This window comes from Pseudomonas sp. R5-89-07 (assembly GCF_003851685.1).
Taxonomy (GTDB): Bacteria; Pseudomonadota; Gammaproteobacteria; order Pseudomonadales; family Pseudomonadaceae; genus Aquipseudomonas.
On sequence record NZ_CP027727.1, the window covers coordinates 1951748 to 1966658 of the forward strand.

Annotated in this window: 14 protein-coding genes and 1 pseudogene; 12 read left to right on the plus strand and 3 right to left on the minus strand. The window is 59.0% G+C overall.

All coding sequences use genetic code 11. The annotated features are described in order from the left end of the window. The first annotated feature begins 3 nt into the window (after positions 1 to 3). The 5 genes from lpdA (at position 4) to C4J94_RS09060 (ending at position 6303) form a co-directional block, all read left to right on the plus strand. A complete protein-coding gene (lpdA, locus tag C4J94_RS09040; protein ID WP_124385835.1) occupies positions 4 to 1440 on the plus strand; it encodes a dihydrolipoyl dehydrogenase in 1437 nt (478 codons plus the stop codon). A gap of 204 nt (positions 1441 to 1644) precedes the next feature. After that, entirely contained in the window at positions 1645 to 2811 is a 1167-nt protein-coding gene (gene sucC / locus C4J94_RS09045) for an ADP-forming succinate--CoA ligase subunit beta (RefSeq protein WP_003190011.1), read from the plus strand. Continuing rightward, positions 2811 to 3692, plus strand: coding sequence for a succinate--CoA ligase subunit alpha (gene sucD / locus C4J94_RS09050; protein WP_003233233.1), 882 nt, complete (start codon positions 2811 to 2813; stop codon positions 3690 to 3692). Before sucC ends, sucD begins: the two co-directional genes overlap by 1 nt. Positions 3693 to 4106: 414 nt before the next feature. Beyond that, entirely contained in the window at positions 4107 to 5420 is a 1314-nt protein-coding gene (gene brnQ, locus C4J94_RS09055; protein WP_124385836.1) for a branched-chain amino acid transport system II carrier protein, read from the plus strand. 142 nt (positions 5421 to 5562) lie between these two features. Then, on the plus strand, positions 5563 to 6303 hold the full coding sequence (locus tag C4J94_RS09060) for a DUF599 domain-containing protein (protein WP_124385837.1): 741 nt from the start codon (positions 5563 to 5565) through the stop codon (positions 6301 to 6303). A gap of 85 nt (positions 6304 to 6388) precedes the next feature. On the opposite strand, the gene C4J94_RS09065 is transcribed toward C4J94_RS09060, so the two are convergent. Next, on the minus strand, positions 6389 to 6646 hold the full coding sequence (locus C4J94_RS09065) for a hypothetical protein (protein ID WP_057722672.1): 258 nt from the start codon (positions 6644 to 6646) through the stop codon (positions 6389 to 6391). Positions 6647 to 6800: 154 nt separating this feature from the next. On the opposite strand from C4J94_RS09065, the gene C4J94_RS09070 reads away from it, so the two are divergent. The 4 genes from C4J94_RS09070 to C4J94_RS09085 all read left to right on the plus strand — a co-directional run bounded on the left by C4J94_RS09070 (position 6801) and on the right by C4J94_RS09085 (position 10515). Further along, the gene (locus C4J94_RS09070; RefSeq protein WP_124385838.1) at positions 6801 to 7277 is read left to right on the plus strand and encodes a PaaI family thioesterase; all 477 of its coding nucleotides are present in this window, start codon (positions 6801 to 6803) and stop codon (positions 7275 to 7277) included. Beyond that, entirely contained in the window at positions 7274 to 7726 is a 453-nt protein-coding gene (locus C4J94_RS09075) for a PaaI family thioesterase (RefSeq protein ID WP_124385839.1), read from the plus strand. The genes C4J94_RS09070 and C4J94_RS09075 overlap by 4 nt, the downstream gene beginning before the upstream one ends. A gap of 89 nt (positions 7727 to 7815) precedes the next feature. After that, complete coding sequence (gene htpG, locus C4J94_RS09080; protein ID WP_124385840.1) at positions 7816 to 9720, plus strand: molecular chaperone HtpG; 1905 nt, start codon at positions 7816 to 7818, stop codon at positions 9718 to 9720. A gap of 66 nt (positions 9721 to 9786) precedes the next feature. Next, entirely contained in the window at positions 9787 to 10515 is a 729-nt protein-coding gene (locus C4J94_RS09085; RefSeq protein ID WP_124385841.1) for a dienelactone hydrolase family protein, read from the plus strand. Positions 10516 to 10614: 99 nt separating this feature from the next. On the opposite strand, the gene C4J94_RS09090 is transcribed toward C4J94_RS09085, so the two are convergent. Beyond that, a complete protein-coding gene (locus tag C4J94_RS09090; RefSeq protein WP_124385842.1) occupies positions 10615 to 11481 on the minus strand; it encodes a pirin family protein in 867 nt (288 codons plus the stop codon). A gap of 66 nt (positions 11482 to 11547) precedes the next feature. Next, positions 11548 to 11964 (minus strand): OsmC family protein, encoded by a 417-nt coding sequence (locus C4J94_RS09095; protein WP_124385843.1) that lies wholly within the window; start codon positions 11962 to 11964, stop codon positions 11548 to 11550. A gap of 141 nt (positions 11965 to 12105) precedes the next feature. Here C4J94_RS09095 and C4J94_RS09100 point away from each other — a divergent pair, with 141 nt between their 5' ends. The 3 genes and pseudogenes from C4J94_RS09100 (at position 12106) to C4J94_RS28090 (ending at position 14851) form a co-directional block, all read left to right on the plus strand. After that, on the plus strand, positions 12106 to 13128 hold the full coding sequence (locus tag C4J94_RS09100; RefSeq protein ID WP_124385844.1) for an amidohydrolase family protein: 1023 nt from the start codon (positions 12106 to 12108) through the stop codon (positions 13126 to 13128). Between the two features lie 97 nt (positions 13129 to 13225). Then, positions 13226 to 13996, plus strand: a pseudogene (locus C4J94_RS28085) (MCP four helix bundle domain-containing protein); the annotation flags it as partial. Next, positions 13988 to 14851: a methyl-accepting chemotaxis protein gene (locus tag C4J94_RS28090; RefSeq protein WP_372240892.1), complete on the plus strand. Its 864-nt coding sequence runs from the start codon at positions 13988 to 13990 to the stop codon at positions 14849 to 14851. The pseudogene C4J94_RS28085 and the gene C4J94_RS28090, both read left to right, overlap by 9 nt. Positions 14852 to 14911: the final 60 nt, after the last annotated feature.

Consider the following 14911-nt stretch of genomic DNA (forward strand, 5'->3'; position numbering starts at 1 on the left):
TTCATGACACAGAAATTTGACGTTGTAGTGATCGGTGCAGGCCCTGGCGGCTATGTGGCCGCCATCAAGGCCGCACAGCTGGGCCTTTCGACTGCTTGCATCGAAAAGTACACCGACAAGGAAGGCAAACTGGCGCTGGGCGGTACCTGCCTGAACGTCGGTTGCATTCCTTCCAAGGCGCTGCTGGACAGCTCCTGGAAATTCCACGAAGCCAAAGATGGCTTCGCGATCCACGGTATCAACCATGCCGGCGTGACCATGGACGTGCCAGCGATGGTCGGCCGTAAAGCCAACATCGTCAAAGGCCTGACTTCCGGCGTTGCCACCTTGTTCAAGGCCAACGGCGTGACTTCCCTGCAAGGTCACGGCAAATTGCTGGCCGGCAAGAAAGTCGAAATCACCAAGCCGGATGGCTCGGTAGAAATCATCGAAGCCGAAAACGTGATCCTGGCCCCAGGCTCGCGTCCAATCGACATTCCGCCTGCTCCAGTTGACCAGAACGTGATCGTTGATTCGACCGGCGCCCTGGAATTCCAGGCCGTACCTAAGCGCCTGGGCGTGATCGGCGCTGGCGTCATTGGCCTGGAGCTGGGTTCGGTATGGTCCCGCCTGGGTTCTGAAGTCACGGTTCTGGAAGCCCTGGACACGTTCCTGCTGGCTGCCGATACCGCGGTGTCCAAGGAAGCACTGAAAACCCTGACCAAGCAGGGTCTGGACATCAAGCTGGGCGCCCGTGTTACCGGTTCCAAGGTCAACGGCGAAGAAGTGGTCGTGACCTACACCGATAAAGAAGGCGAGCAGACCATCACCTTCGACAAGCTGATCGTAGCCGTTGGTCGCCGTCCAGTGACCACCGACCTGCTGGCCTCCGACAGCGGCGTGAGCATCGACGAGCGTGGTTTCATCCACGTTGACGATCATTGCGCCACCACCGTACCGGGCGTTTACGCGATCGGCGACGTGGTTCGTGGCATGATGCTGGCCCACAAGGCTTCCGAAGAAGGCATCATGGTTGTCGAGCGCATCAAGGGTCACAAGACCCAGATGAACTACGACCTGATTCCATCGGTTATCTACACCCACCCGGAAATTGCATGGGTCGGCAAGAACGAACAGCAGTTGAAAGCTGAAGGCGTTGAAGTTAACGTCGGCACCTTCCCGTTCGCCGCTTCTGGCCGTGCCATGGCAGCCAACGACACCGGTGGTTTTGTCAAAGTCATCGCTGATGCCAAGACCGACCGCGTATTGGGCGTCCACGTGATTGGCCCAAGCGCTGCAGAACTGGTTCAGCAAGGCGCGATCGGTATGGAATTCGGCACCAGTGCCGAAGACCTGGGCATGATGGTCTTCTCCCATCCGACCCTGTCCGAAGCATTGCACGAAGCCGCGTTGGCAGTGAATGGCGGCGCCATCCACATCGCCAACAAGAAAAAGCGTTAAGCGAGATAATAAGAAACCACGGCGGAGTTGCCCGTCGTGAGCCTTGCGCGCAAGACTCACCGCGGAATATCCGCTGGACGCAGCCTTGCGCAGCTTTACGGGCGATAAGCCCCGCAAGTTGCGCAAGCAGCAGTCACAGGTGGCGCGGCACTCATAATGAGCGCAGCGCCGAATGCGCAGTACCTAACGAAGACGGTAAAAAGCATGAATCTTCACGAGTATCAGGGTAAGCAGCTGTTCGCTGAATACGGCCTGCCAGTTTCCAAGGGCTACGCAGTAGACACCCCGGAAGCAGCAGCAGAAGCTTGCGACAAAATCGGCGGCAGCGAGTGGGTTGTCAAAGCCCAGGTCCACGCCGGTGGTCGCGGTAAAGCGGGCGGCGTTAAGCTGGTTCGCAGCAAAGAAGACGCCAAGGCCTTCGCACAGCAGTGGCTGGGCAAGCGTCTGGTGACTTACCAGACTGATGCCAATGGCCAGCCAGTCACCAAGATCCTGGTTGAATCGTGCACTGATATCGCTAAAGAGCTGTACCTGGGCGCTGTCGTTGACCGTTCGAGCCGTCGCATCGTGTTCATGGCTTCCACCGAAGGTGGCGTGGACATCGAGAAGATCGCTCACGAAACCCCAGAAAAAATTCTGAAGGCCACTATCGATCCACTGGTTGGCGCTCAGCCATTCCAGGGTCGCGAGCTGGCTTTCCAGCTGGGTCTGGAAGGCAAGCAGGTTGCCCAGTTCGCCAAGATCTTCGTAGGCCTGGCCAAACTGTTCCAGGATCACGATCTGGCCCTGCTGGAAGTGAACCCGCTGGTGATCAAGGCTGACGGCGATCTGCACTGCCTCGACGCCAAGATCAACATCGACGCCAATGCCATGTACCGTCAGCCCAAGCTGAAGACGTTCCACGATCCGTCCCAGGACGATCCGCGCGAAGCGCACGCTGCCAAGTTCGAACTGAACTACGTAGCCCTGGAAGGTAACATCGGCTGCATGGTCAACGGTGCCGGCCTGGCCATGGGTACCATGGACATCGTCAACCTGCATGGCGGCAAACCAGCCAACTTCCTCGACGTAGGTGGTGGCGCTACCAAGGAACGCGTTACCGAAGCGTTCAAGATCATCCTGTCCGACTCCAACGTCGCGGCGGTACTGGTCAACATCTTCGGCGGCATCGTTCGTTGCGACATGATTGCCGAAGGCATCATCGGTGCAGTGAAAGAAGTTGGCGTTAAAATCCCGGTTGTTGTCCGCCTTGAAGGTAACAACGCTGAACTGGGCGCTAAAGTACTGGCAGAAAGCGGTTTGAACATCATCGCGGCTACCAGCCTGACCGACGCTGCTCAACAAGTTGTCAAAGCTGCGGAGGGCAAATAATGAGCGTCCTGATCAATAAAGACACCAAAGTTATCTGCCAGGGTATTACCGGTTCGCAAGGTAGTTTCCACACCCAGCAAGCCATCGAATACGGCACCAAGATGGTTGGCGGTGTAACGCCAGGCAAAGGCGGCACCGAGCACCTGGGCCTGCCAGTGTTCAACACCGTGAAAGATGCTGTAGAAAAAACTGGTGCCACCGCCAGCGTTATCTACGTTCCAGCTCCTTTCTGCAAGGACTCGATCCTGGAAGCGGCATTCGGCGGCATCAAGCTGATCGTGTGCATCACCGAAGGCATTCCTACCCTGGACATGCTGGACGCTAAAGTTAAGTGCGACGAGCTGGGCGTAGTCCTGATCGGCCCTAACTGCCCAGGCGTGATCACCCCAGGCGAATGCAAGATCGGCATCATGCCAGGTCACATTCACTTGCCAGGCAAGGTCGGTATCGTTTCCCGTTCCGGCACCCTGACCTACGAAGCTGTGAAGCAGACCACTGACGCCGGTTTCGGTCAGTCGACTTGCGTCGGCATCGGCGGTGACCCGATCCCGGGCTCCAACTTCATCGACATCCTGAAGCTGTTCCAGGAAGACCCGAAGACCGAAGCGATCGTGATGATCGGTGAGATCGGCGGTTCGGCTGAAGAAGAAGCCGCTGCCTACATCAAGGCACACGTGACCAAGCCGGTTGTTTCCTACATCGCTGGTGTGACTGCCCCTGCGGGCAAGCGCATGGGCCATGCTGGCGCAATCATCTCTGGCGGCAAAGGCACTGCAGACGAGAAATTCGCTGCACTGCAAGACGCAGGCGTCAAAACCGTGCGTTCGCTGGCAGACATCGGCAAGGCCCTGGCCGAGCTGACCGGTTGGGCCGTCAAGTAAGCCTCGCGCTTAACTGACGCTCCCTCCACACAAAGGCCACCTTCGGGTGGCCTTTGTGCTTTCTGGGAATTGCGCTAACCGATGTGGGAGGGGGCTTGCCCCCGATAGCGGTGCTCCAGTTCACAACCAAGTGACTGACACACTGCAATCGGGGGCAAGCCCCTCCCACATTTTGTCTGCATTGCCAAATTAAGTATGAAAATGCGACATCAAGATGTCGCTTATCGGACAGTCCGCCCCGCAACAGTGCGTTTGTCAGCCCAATTCTGTAACCTAGCCGCCTCTTTATGCGTGCGCCTCCCAAAAGGAAGCCCCGCGCTGGACCGGTCGGTCCCGATCAGGACCGGCAGCATTTCCCTCATCCATAGGGAAGCCCTCTCTAAATTCCGATTCAGTAGTGTGGTATTTCCTCAAATGAAAGTGTTGAAAAGCCAGGATATCCTGGCGTTGGGCTTTATGACCTTCGCCCTGTTCGTGGGCGCCGGCAACATCATCTTCCCGCCGATCGTTGGCTTGCAGTCCGGGCCTCATGTCTGGATGGCGGCCCTGGGTTTCCTGATTACCGCGGTCGGCCTGCCGGTCGTTACCGTGATCGCGCTGGCCAAGGTCGGCGGCGGTATGGATGCGTTGAGCAGCCCGATCGGCAAGATCGCCGGCGGCCTGCTCGCGGCGGCGGCGTACCTGGCGGTAGGGCCGCTGTTCGCCACGCCGCGTACCGCGACGGTATCGTTCGAAGTGGGCCTGGCGCCACTGACCGGAGAAAGCCCGCTGGCGCTGTTCCTCTACAGCTCGGTGTATTTCCTGGTGGTGTTTTTCGTGTCCCTTTACCCGGGGCGCCTGCTGGACACCGTTGGGCGTTTTCTCGCGCCGCTGAAGATCATCGCGCTGGCTATCCTCGGCATTGCCGCGTTTGCCTTGCCGGCCGGTGATGTCGGTGTCGCCACGCCGGAATACGTCGCTGCGCCGTTCTCCCAGGGCTTTATCAATGGCTACCTGACCATGGATACCCTCGGCGCGCTGGTATTCGGCATCGTCATCGTCAACGCGATTCGCTCCCGTGGCGTTGAATCGCCCAAGTTGATCACCCGTTACGCGATCATTGCCGGACTGATTGCCGGCGTCGGCCTGGCACTGGTGTATATCAGCCTGTTCCGCCTGGGTTCGGGCAGCCATGCCGTGGCCGCAGGCGCCAGTAACGGTGCTGCGGTGCTGCATGCCTATGTGCAACATACCTTCGGCTCCCTGGGCAGCGGTTTCCTGGCGGTGCTGATCTCCCTGGCCTGCCTGGTCACTGCCGTGGGCCTGACCTGCGCCTGCGCCGAGTATTTCAGCCGTGTGTTGCCGCTGTCGTACAAGACCCTGGTGGTGATCCTTGCGCTGTTCTCGCTGTTCGTGTCCAACCTGGGCCTGACCAAGCTGATCGCGTTCTCCATTCCGGTGCTCACCGCCATCTACCCGCCCTGCATCGTGTTGGTGGCGCTGAGCTTCTGTAAGGGCTTCTGGCAGGAGCAGGGCCGTATCGTCGGCCCGGTGATGCTGGTTTCGTTTATCTTCGGCTGCATTGACGCGCTCAAGGGGGCGGGCCTGGCGGATTGGATGCCGGCGCAACTGACTCACTTACCGTTGAGCGAGCAGGGCCTGGCGTGGCTGGTGCCGTCAGTGATGATCCTGGTCGTGGCGGTGGTGATCGATCGCATGCTGGGCAAGCGCAGCGAAGCTATCGCGTAACAACGGTTTCACGCGTCACTGAAATGCCCCGTATCAATCGATACGGGGCATTTTTTATGGGCGTCATGCAGTGTCTTTTTGTTTGAGCTAGCGTCGAACAGATGACTCATTTCTCAAATGGAAACTGTGAACAAGGGCCCACATGTCGTTTGTCGAAACCAATCAAGTCCATCTGCTTGCCGCCTTCTGGTTCATCCTGTGTTGGGGCGGCTATACCCGCTACGCCACTTGGAAGGCCCGCGACACGGCTTGCCTGGCCAGCGTGCTGCACCTGTACCGCGAAGACTGGATGCGCCGTATGCTGCTGCGTGATAACCGCATTGCCGACGCCAGCGTGATCGGCAACCTGGAGCGTAATGCCTCGTTCTTCGCCTCCAGCACGTTGATCATTCTCGCCGGCATCCTGACCGTACTGGGTGCTTCCGAGCGAGCCGTGTCGTTGCTGGCGGATATCCCGATGGTGCAGCAGGCCTCCCAGGGCATGTCGGAGATCAAGTTGCTGTGCCTGGCACTGGTGTTCGTCTACGCCTTCTTCACCTTCAGTTGGTGCATGCGCCAGTACAACTTTGCCGCAGTGCTGGTGGGCTCTGCACCGATGATTGGTGAGCGGCATGTGTCGGAACAGGAGCGCAATGCATTTGCCTTGCGGGCGGCGCGGGTGATTTCGATGGCGGCCAACCAGTTCAACTTTGGCCTGCGCGCTTATTACTTCGGCATGACCATGCTGGCCTGGTTTGTCAGCCCATGGTTGTTCATGTTGATGAGCAGCGGGGTGGTATTAGTGCTTTACCGCCGTGAGTTTCATTCCGACGTATTGCAGGTAATGGTGTATACGCCGACGAATATGCAGCCTGCAGATGCTGCAAAAGAGAACGCGTCTTAAACGCCTGGATAAAAACAGCAGACAAAGAAAAGCCCGCTCTATAAGCGGGCTTTCTTTTGCAGCACTACAGCACTACACCGTGCAATTACTGCTTGGCAGGTTCTGCAGGTGCGGCAGGTGCAGCTTCTTTAGCGGCGGCAGCGTTCGATTCAGCCTGAGCTTTGGCAGCATCGGCATTTTCTTTCGCAGCGTCGTTCACTTTATCCTGTGCCTTCGCCATGTCTTGCTGAGCTTGCTCAGAATGTGCAGCGGCGTCTTGCGCTTTGTCTTCGGATTTCTTGTCGCAGGCAGCCAGACCGAGTGCAGCGGCCAGCATCATGGAAATAGCTAATGTCTTGCGCATGGTGTTTCTCCTTATTGAAGATATCTACTGGCCTTTCGAACTCAAGGGGCCAGCATTAGTTCCTTTTGTTCCAAAGATATATAAAGCTTTTCGCCAGGAACTTTCCAAATTATTCCCTATCCGGCCCATCCACACTAATAAGAATTTAAAAACAATGAGCCAAACCCCTTTGTTAGACCGCGCCACTCGCTTTGTTTCGGCGCTTCGCCATTGCCAGGTACTGGGGATGACTGTGCATGCTGCGACGCAGGAGGGCATGACGCTGGTTTTGCCTTACGGCCCGCATATCGTTGGTGATCCCCAAACCGGCGTCATCCACGGTGGCGCGCTGACGTCCTTGATGGACACCGCCTGCGGCATGGCCACGCTGTGCGTATTGCCCGAGTTCGAGGTATGTCCGACCCTGGATTTGCGCATCGACTACATGCATCCGGCCGAGCCGCATAAACCCGTGTACGGCTTCGCCCAATGCTACCGCGTGACCAGCGACGTGATCTTCACCCGCGGCTTTGCCTATCAGGACGATCCGCAGCAACCCATCGCCCACGTGGTGGGCACCTTCATGCGCATGGGCAAGCGCCTCAAGGGTACGCAAGGACTGGGCAGCGCGATCAAGGGAGAACACGTATGACCCATCGATTCAAGACCCGCCTGGAGCAAGCGCTTGAGCGCGGTCATTACGAGGCCCTGCTTGATCTGGTGCCCTACGCGAAGCTGATTGGTGTTGAATGCACACGCTCAGGAAACGACCTGCTGTTTCGCCTGCCGGCCAACAAGGACAATATTGGTAACCCTATATTGCCGGCGTTGCACGGCGGGGTAATCGCCGGGTTCATGGAGTTGTCAGCGGCGTTGCACCTGTTGGTATCCACTGGCGCGCCGGGCCTGCCGAAGATCATCGATTTTTCCCTGGATTACCTGCGCGCCGGCCAGTTCCGCGACACCTACGCCACATGCCAGGTATGCCGCCAGGGGCGGCGTGTAGCCAATGTGGCGATCACCGCCTGGCAAACCGCCCAAACCGAGCCGATTGCCACCGCTCGCGCACATTTCAAGATCGAGGAATTACCGCGCCCTTGAAATCCAGGTTGGAGCCCCCAACTTTGATGACAACCCGCTGCTAACCCTTTCGGGCGCGGCCACTGCCATCCAATTGGAGTTTGATGACCATGAGTGTGGAAACTCAAAAGGAAACCCTGGGCTTCCAGACCGAGGTGAAGCAACTGCTGCACCTCATGATCCATTCGCTGTATTCCAACAAGGAAATTTTCCTTCGCGAATTGATCTCGAACGCCTCTGACGCTGTCGACAAATTACGTTTCGAAGCCCTGTCCAAGCCCGAGTTGCTGGAAGGTGGCGCGGAACTGAAAATCCGTGTGAGCTACGACAAAGACGCCAAGACCGTCACCCTCGAAGACAACGGTATCGGCATGAGCCGTGACGATGCGATCACCCACCTGGGGACCATCGCCAAATCCGGCACCGCCGACTTCATGAAAAACCTGTCGGGCGACCAGAAAAAAGATTCTCACCTGATCGGCCAGTTCGGCGTGGGCTTCTACTCGGCCTTTATCGTTGCCGACAAGGTTGAAGTGTTCAGCCGTCGTGCCGGCCTCGACGCCAGCGAGGGTGTGCATTGGGCGTCGAAAGGCGAGGGCGAGTTTGAAATCGCCACCCTCGACAAGCCTGACCGCGGCACCCGTATCGTGCTGCACCTGAAAGAGGGCGAAGACGAATTCGCCGATGGCTGGCGCCTGCGCAACATCATCAAGAAATACTCCGACCACATCGCCTTGCCGATCGAGTTGCCGAAAGAACAAACGGCTGCCGAAGGCGAGGAGACACCGGCGCTTGAATGGGAAACCGTCAACCGCGCCAGCGCCCTGTGGACCCGTCCGCGTACCGAGATCAAGGACGAGGAATACCAGGAGTTCTACAAGCACATCGGCCACGACTACGAGAACCCGCTGAGCTGGAGCCATAACAAGGTCGAAGGCAAGCTGGAATACAGCTCGCTGCTGTACGTGCCGGCCCGTGCGCCGTTCGACCTGTACCAGCGCGAGGCGCCGAAGGGCCTGAAGCTTTACGTACAGCGTGTGTTCGTGATGGACCAGGCCGAATCGTTCCTGCCGCTGTACCTGCGTTTCATCAAGGGTGTAGTCGACTCTAACGACCTGTCGCTGAACGTGTCGCGGGAAATCCTGCAAAAAGACCCGATCATCGACTCCATGAAGTCGGCGTTGACCAAGCGTGTACTCGACATGCTGGAAAAACTGGCGAAGAACGAGCCTGAGAAATACAAGGGCTTCTGGAAAAACTTCGGTCAGGTCATCAAGGAAGGCCCGGCAGAAGATTTCGCCAACAAGGAAAAAATCGCCGGCCTGCTGCGTTTTGCCTCGACTCAAGGTGAAGACGGCGAGCAGGTTGTGTCGCTGGCCGACTACCTGGCTCGCGCCAAGGAAGGTCAGGACAAGATCTACTACCTCACCGGCGAAACCTACGCTCAGGTCAAAAACAGCCCGCACCTGGAAGTCTTCCGCAAAAAAGGCATCGAAGTGCTGCTGCTGACCGACCGCATCGATGAGTGGCTGATGAGCTACCTCACCGAGTTCGACGGCAAGTCCTTTGTGGACGTGGCGCGTGGTGACCTGGACCTGGGCAACCTGGATTCCGAGGAGGACAAGAAAGCCGCTGAAGAAGTGGCCAAATCCAAGGAAGGCCTGGTCGAGCGGATCAAGGCGTCGCTGGGCGACGCGGTCAGCGAAGTGCGGGTTTCCCATCGACTGACCGATTCTCCAGCGATTCTGGCCATTGGCGAGCAGGACCTGGGCATGCAGATGCGTCAGATCCTCGAAGCCAGCGGGCAGAAGGTGCCGGATTCCAAGCCGATCTTCGAATTCAACCCGGCTCACCCGCTGATCGAGAAGCTCGACGGTGAGCAGAGCGAAGAGCGGTTTGGCGACCTGTCGCACATCCTCTTCGACCAGGCGGCCCTGGCCGCTGGCGACAGCCTCAAGGACCCGGCCGCTTACGTGCGCCGACTGAACAAGCTGTTGGTTGAACTGTCGGTTTAACACCGTTGTAGAAAAACCCGCTTCGGCGGGTTTTTTCGTTTTAGCACACCTCAACTGGAGTGAATCATGAGCCAAGTCACAGTACGTTCCGTGGTCTATCAGATTGATGGCCAGTCTTACGAAAGCCGCCTGGCGTTCGATGCCAGCCACCAAGGCCCGCTGCCGGGCCTGCTGATGGCCCCGAACTGGATGGGCGTGAGCGCGGGGGCCGAAGAGATCGCCAAGAGCGTTGCCGGCAAAGGCTACGTGGTATTGATCGCCGACCTCTACGGGCAAACCGTGCGTCCTTCGAACGGCGATGAGGCGGGCGCGGCGATGATGCCGTTGAAGAACGACCGTCCATTGCTGAACAAGCGCATGCAGGCTGCCTTCGAACAGCTGCAAGGCCAGACTGAGGCGGCAGTCGATACCTCGAAGCTGGCGACCTTCGGCTTCTGCTTTGGCGGTTGCTGCTCGCTGGAATTGGCCCGTACCGGTGCACCGCTGAAAGCGGCCGTATCGTTTCATGGCACCCTCGACACGCCCAATCCTGCGGATGCGAAGAACATCAAGGGCTCAGTCCTGGTACTGCATGGCGCCTCGGACCCGCTGGTACCCAAAGAACAACTGCCGGCATTCGAAGATGAAATGAACGCAGCGGGCGTGGATTGGCAGTTGCTCAGCTATGGTGGCGCGGTGCATTCGTTTACCGACCCCCATGCCAATGTGCCAGGCAAGATGATGTACGACGCCAAGACCGCTGCACGGGCTTTCCAGTCGATGCATAACTTGCTGGATGAAGTGTTCAAGGGCTGATTTTTCAGCGTCAGTCATGGCCTTATCGGGGGCAAGCCCCCTCCCACATTTTGAAAGTATTCGCAGTTCAAGTGTGGGAGGGGCGCTTGCCCCCGATAGCTATTTCACAGGCAACTCAATCCTTTCAGACTCCCCCGGCACCGTCGGCCAATCCCCAGCTGCCCAGCGCTGCCGCGCCTGTTCGATCACCGCCGGATCGCTCGCCACAAAGTTCCAGTTGATCCGCCGTGGTCCATCCAGCGGCGCGCCGCCCACTATTACCAAGTGGCAGTCACTCTCGGCATACAGGGTCATCGCCTGCCCGGTCGGTAAAACCACCAGGCTATGCACCTCTAGAGCCTCCCCGTCCAGTTGCGCGTCACCGTCCAGCACATACACCGCGCGTTCTTCATGCTCATCGGGGATCAGCAGGGTAGTGGCGGTCTGCATCCGCACCTCGGCATACAGCGTGGGCGACAGCACCGGTACGGGCGATTTGAGGCAGAACCCGCTGCCGGCGATCAGGCGCACCTGCACGCCCAGGTTGTCGCTGGCCGGCAAACTTGCCGCCGGATGATGGCTGTAGTGGCCAGGCCCGGTTTCATGGTCCCTGGGCGATGCCAGCCACACTTGCAGGCCATGCAGCGTAAAACCGATGGCCTTGACCGCTTCGGGTGTGCGCTCGACGTGGGCAATGGCACTGCCGGCCGTCATCCAGCTGACATCGCCAGCCTGCACCACCTGGTCCGAACCCAGGCTGTCTTTGTGCTGCAGCGCGCCTTCGAACAGATAGGTGAGGGTAGACAGCCCGATATGCGGATGCTGACGGATATTCATCCCACTGCCCGGCGCATACCGTGTAGACAGCATATGGTCGAAAAATACGAAAGGCCCGACGCTGCGGCATTCACGCGATGGCAGCGGGCGCAGGATGGGCTGGCCTTCCACGTCTTCGGGGCGAGGGCGGATCACGGTGAGGGTGGTCATGAGGGGCATCCCTGTCTGAGCGGGTTCGATGACGCTGAGCATAACCCGCTCGACCGGAAATGGGTGTTACTGGCTGAAGGCGCCTTCCGACAGTGTTGTCTCGATGCTGACTTCGGCGGTGGTCATCAGTTTGTGCACCGGGCACTTGTCGGCGACGCGGTGCAGTTCATCGCGCTGTGCGTCGGTGAGTACGCCCTTGAGGGTCAGTGTGACGTTGAGCTTGTATTTGCCTTTTGTCTCTTCGGCAGCGTCGTGGGTGACTTCTACGGTTACCCCGGTGAGGGGAATGTTCTTTTTCTGCGCGTAGAGCCTGACGGTCAAAGCTTTGCACGAAGCCAGCGCAGCATCGAAATAGTCGTGGGGAGAGGGCGCTGAATCGTCGCCCCCGAGGCTCTTGGGCAGGTCGGTAAACAGCTCATGGTTGTTGATATTGACGCTGTGGCGGAAGTTTTCAGCATTCAGCGTATTGACGGTAACAGGCATGGCGAACCTCACAAGGCTGTGGATGACGGTCATGCAGTAATAGAACATGCTGGCAGCGGGTGTTCCAGGTTTTTGTCCCTGCTGAACCGCGATGCATGGCGCAGGGTCTACCCGTATCAGTCGCTATCGAGGTATCCCGCCGTGTTCTGGACCCGTGTGAGTTTTGCCCTGTTGCTCGCCGCCAGCAGCCTTGCCGTGCAGGCCCGCGAGTATGCCTACAGCGATGCGCACCTGCATTACGTGGACTTTTTCCAGGAAACCGCGGGCATGGACGCGCTGCTCAAGGCCATGGCGGACAATCGCGTCGAACATGTGATGATTTCCGGTATTCCGGTGGCCAAGAAATGGCATGAAGACGAACCCAAGCGCCCGCGCTATTACGCGGGTGACGACGCCGATGCCTATTGGTACAGCGCCACTGATGTCATCGTCGCCGCCGCGGTCAATAAACTGACCCCTGAGCAGCGCCAGCGCTTTCATCCGTTCCTGGCCGGTTTCAATCCCAACGACAAGAATTCTGCTGCCCATATTCAGCGCATGCTCGACCTCAACCCGGGGCTGTGGCAGGGCATCGGTGAAGTGTTTACTCGTCACGATGATCTCACCGCGCTGACCTCGGGCGATACACCGCGCGCCAATAACGAAGCCATGACGCGTATCTATCACTTGGCGGCGGAGAACGACCTGCCGGTGATGCTGCACTCCAACATCACCTCCAAGCGCGAGCGCAACCCGTTGTACCTCGCCGAAGTCGAGCAGCCGCTGCGCAACCACCCGCACACGCGCTTTATCTGGGCTCACGCCGGTACCAGCAAGGAAATCCACCGCCATCAGGTGCAAATGAAGTTCTTGCTGCCCACCTTGAATCGCCTGCTGGAGGCTTACCCCAACCTCTACATCGATCTGTCCTGGAGCATGCTCACCCCGTACCTGCTGGATGACGCGGGCAAGCCACGACCAGAGTGGGTCAAACTGGTGGTGCGTTTCCCTGATCGCTTCATGCTGGGCTCCGACGTGGTAGGGCGCTTCAACAAGCTGGGTAAGGAAATGCGCCGTTTCGATCCTTTCCTCGATGCATTGCCCGAAGACGTTGCCCACAAGGTCGCGCGAGATAACTTTCTCGCCGTCCTGCCCAAGCCGCGTCGCGATGAACGGGCGCCTTGATATCGCGTTTGTGTCTTATGTAAATGGTCTGAGGTGCCGATAACGTCCAAGAGTCCCGCTGCAGGTAGATGCAGCACTTTTGGAAGGAATCCTGGCAATGAGTATCCGTAGTTTGAATATCGCGCCACGCGCTGGCTTGGGCTTTGGCGTGCTGGCACTGATGGTGTGCGCCTTGGGCGGTTTTGCCCTGCTGCAAATGGCCAATATGCGCGAGCAGTCGGACCAGGTGGAGAACAACTGGCTGCCCAGCGTGATGGCCGTAGGGGATATGAGCCAGGACTTGCTGCGCATTCGCGCCCTGACGCTGCGCCTGCTGGTCAATCGCGACCCCCAGGCGCTGGCGCAGAACGAGCAGAAACTCATCGACCTCAAGAGTGGCCTGCAGCACGGGCAAACCCTGTATGAAGCGCTGATCGTGCTGGCGCAGGAGCGCACGCTGTTTGAGCGCTTCAAGAGCCAGGAGCAGCAATACCTGCAGCGTCAGGAACAGGTGATGGCGTTTTCCAAGGCGGGTCAGCTAGATGCGGCGGTCAACGTGGTCAACGGCGAAATGAATCAGTTGGCCGATGACATGGCCATGAGCTTGCGCGACTTGGTCGCCCTGAACAAAGCCAGTGCCAACCAGGCAGCGAGCCTGGCCCAGCGGGTATTCAACCAATCACGCAACTGGGTGATCGGGATGATCCTGCTGACCGCCCTGGTCACCATCGGTTTGGCGGTGTGGCTGACGCGCAGCATCGTGTTGCCGCTGGCGCAATCGCTGAAGCTCGCCCAAGGTGTGGCCGGTGGCGACCTGACCGGTGAGATCCACGTGAGCGGCAACGACGAACCTGCGCGGCTGCAGCGGGCGCTCAAGGGCATGCAGGAAAATCTGCGTGACACCATCCGACGGATTGCCCAGTCCTCGAACCAACTGGCATCAGCCTCTGAGGAGCTCAGTTGCGTGACCGAGGATGCCACGCGCGGCCTGCAGCAGCAGAACCAGGAAATCGAACAGGCGGCCACGGCGGTCAACCAGATGACGGCGGCGGTGGAAGAGGTGGCCAGCAATGCGGTAGCCACGTCCCACGCGTCCCGTGAGTCGGACCGCATTGCCCAACAAGGGCGTGAGCAAGTGCGGCAGACGGTGGTATCGATCGAGGCCCTGGCCACCGACGTGACCGCCAATGCGACCCAGGTTGGGGACCTCGCGCAGAAGGTGTATGGCATCAGCAAAGTGCTCGACGTGATTCGTTCGATCGCCGAACAAACCAACCTGTTGGCGCTGAACGCGGCGATTGAAGCGGCGCGGGCAGGCGATGCCGGGCGCGGATTTGCCGTGGTGGCTGATGAGGTGCGCGCCCTGGCCCATCGCACCCAGCAGTCGACCCAGGAAATCGAGCAGATGATCAGTGGTATTCAGCAGGGCACCGATCAAGCTGTCAGCTCGATGCAGCACAGCAACACGCGGGCGCGGTCGACGTTGGAGATCGCCAAGTCGGCGGGGATGGCGTTGGAGGAGATAGCTTCGGCGTTCACCTTGATCAACGAGCGCAACCTGGTGATCGCCAGTGCTTCGGAGCAGCAGGCGGCGGTGGCGCGGGAGGTGGATCGCAACCTGACGAATATTCGCGACCTGGCGCACCAGACGTCGACCGGGGCCAATCAGACCAGCGCGGCCAGCCAGGAATTGTCGCGGCTGGCGGTGGACTTGAATTCGATGGTGGCGCGGTTTTCGGTGTAGGGTAGAAGCAGCTGCAAGCCTTGAGCTGCAAGCTGAAAGTGGTTGGAATGCGCTGCTCTT

Coding starts and splice junctions, on each gene's coding strand:
- brnQ (WP_124385836.1), top strand. CDS start 4,107: ATGAAAGTGTTGAAAAGCCAGGATATCCTGGCGTTGGGCTTTATGACC.
- sucC (WP_003190011.1), top strand. CDS start 1,645: ATGAATCTTCACGAGTATCAGGGTAAGCAGCTGTTCGCTGAATACGGC.
- sucD (WP_003233233.1), top strand. CDS start 2,811: ATGAGCGTCCTGATCAATAAAGACACCAAAGTTATCTGCCAGGGTATT.
- C4J94_RS09060 (WP_124385837.1), top strand. CDS start 5,563: ATGTCGTTTGTCGAAACCAATCAAGTCCATCTGCTTGCCGCCTTCTGG.
- C4J94_RS09075 (WP_124385839.1), top strand. CDS start 7,274: ATGACCCATCGATTCAAGACCCGCCTGGAGCAAGCGCTTGAGCGCGGT.
- C4J94_RS09085 (WP_124385841.1), top strand. CDS start 9,787: ATGAGCCAAGTCACAGTACGTTCCGTGGTCTATCAGATTGATGGCCAG.
- C4J94_RS09065 (WP_057722672.1), bottom strand. CDS start 6,646: ATGCGCAAGACATTAGCTATTTCCATGATGCTGGCCGCTGCACTCGGT.
- C4J94_RS09090 (WP_124385842.1), bottom strand. CDS start 11,481: ATGACCACCCTCACCGTGATCCGCCCTCGCCCCGAAGACGTGGAAGGC.
- htpG (WP_124385840.1), top strand. CDS start 7,816: ATGAGTGTGGAAACTCAAAAGGAAACCCTGGGCTTCCAGACCGAGGTG.
- lpdA (WP_124385835.1), top strand. CDS start 4: ATGACACAGAAATTTGACGTTGTAGTGATCGGTGCAGGCCCTGGCGGC.
- C4J94_RS28090 (WP_372240892.1), top strand. CDS start 13,988: ATGCAGGAAAATCTGCGTGACACCATCCGACGGATTGCCCAGTCCTCG.
- C4J94_RS09095 (WP_124385843.1), bottom strand. CDS start 11,964: ATGCCTGTTACCGTCAATACGCTGAATGCTGAAAACTTCCGCCACAGC.
- C4J94_RS09070 (WP_124385838.1), top strand. CDS start 6,801: ATGAGCCAAACCCCTTTGTTAGACCGCGCCACTCGCTTTGTTTCGGCG.